This is a genomic window from Modestobacter sp. VKM Ac-2986 (assembly GCF_026967795.1).
Classification (GTDB): domain Bacteria; phylum Actinomycetota; class Actinomycetes; order Mycobacteriales; family Geodermatophilaceae; genus Modestobacter.
In genome coordinates this window covers 1-358 of sequence record NZ_JAPVBH010000014.1, presented here as the reverse complement: position 1 = coordinate 358, position 358 = coordinate 1, and the positions used below count along the sequence as shown (strand labels likewise).

Below are 358 nucleotides of genomic sequence, written 5' to 3'. Positions count from 1 at the left end.
TCGTCCCACGACCCCGACTGCACAACGCCTGCCGGCTTGGCATGCAATCGGTTTAGCCTCATCCGCTTTCGCTCGCCACTACTCACGGAATCACGGTTGTTTTCTCTTCCTGTGGGTACTGAGATGTTTCACTTCCCCACGTTCCCTCCACACGCCCTATGTGTTCAGGCGCGGGTCACACCACATGACTGGTGCGGGGTTCCCCCATTCGGAAATCCTCGGATCAACGCTCGGTTGACAGCTCCCCGAGGCTTATCGCAGCCTCCTACGTCCTTCATCGGCTCCTGGTGCCCAGGCATCCACCGTGTGCCCTTAACAACTTGACAACACACAAGAACACCCACACCCACCCACAACC

The 358-nt window shown here is 58.4% G+C and carries 1 rRNA gene; it reads right to left on the bottom strand.

The features are described 5' to 3' along the window. A 23S ribosomal RNA gene (locus O2W14_RS19935) occupies positions 1 to 326 on the bottom strand; the annotation flags it as partial. Between the last annotated feature and the right edge of the window lie 32 nt (positions 327 to 358).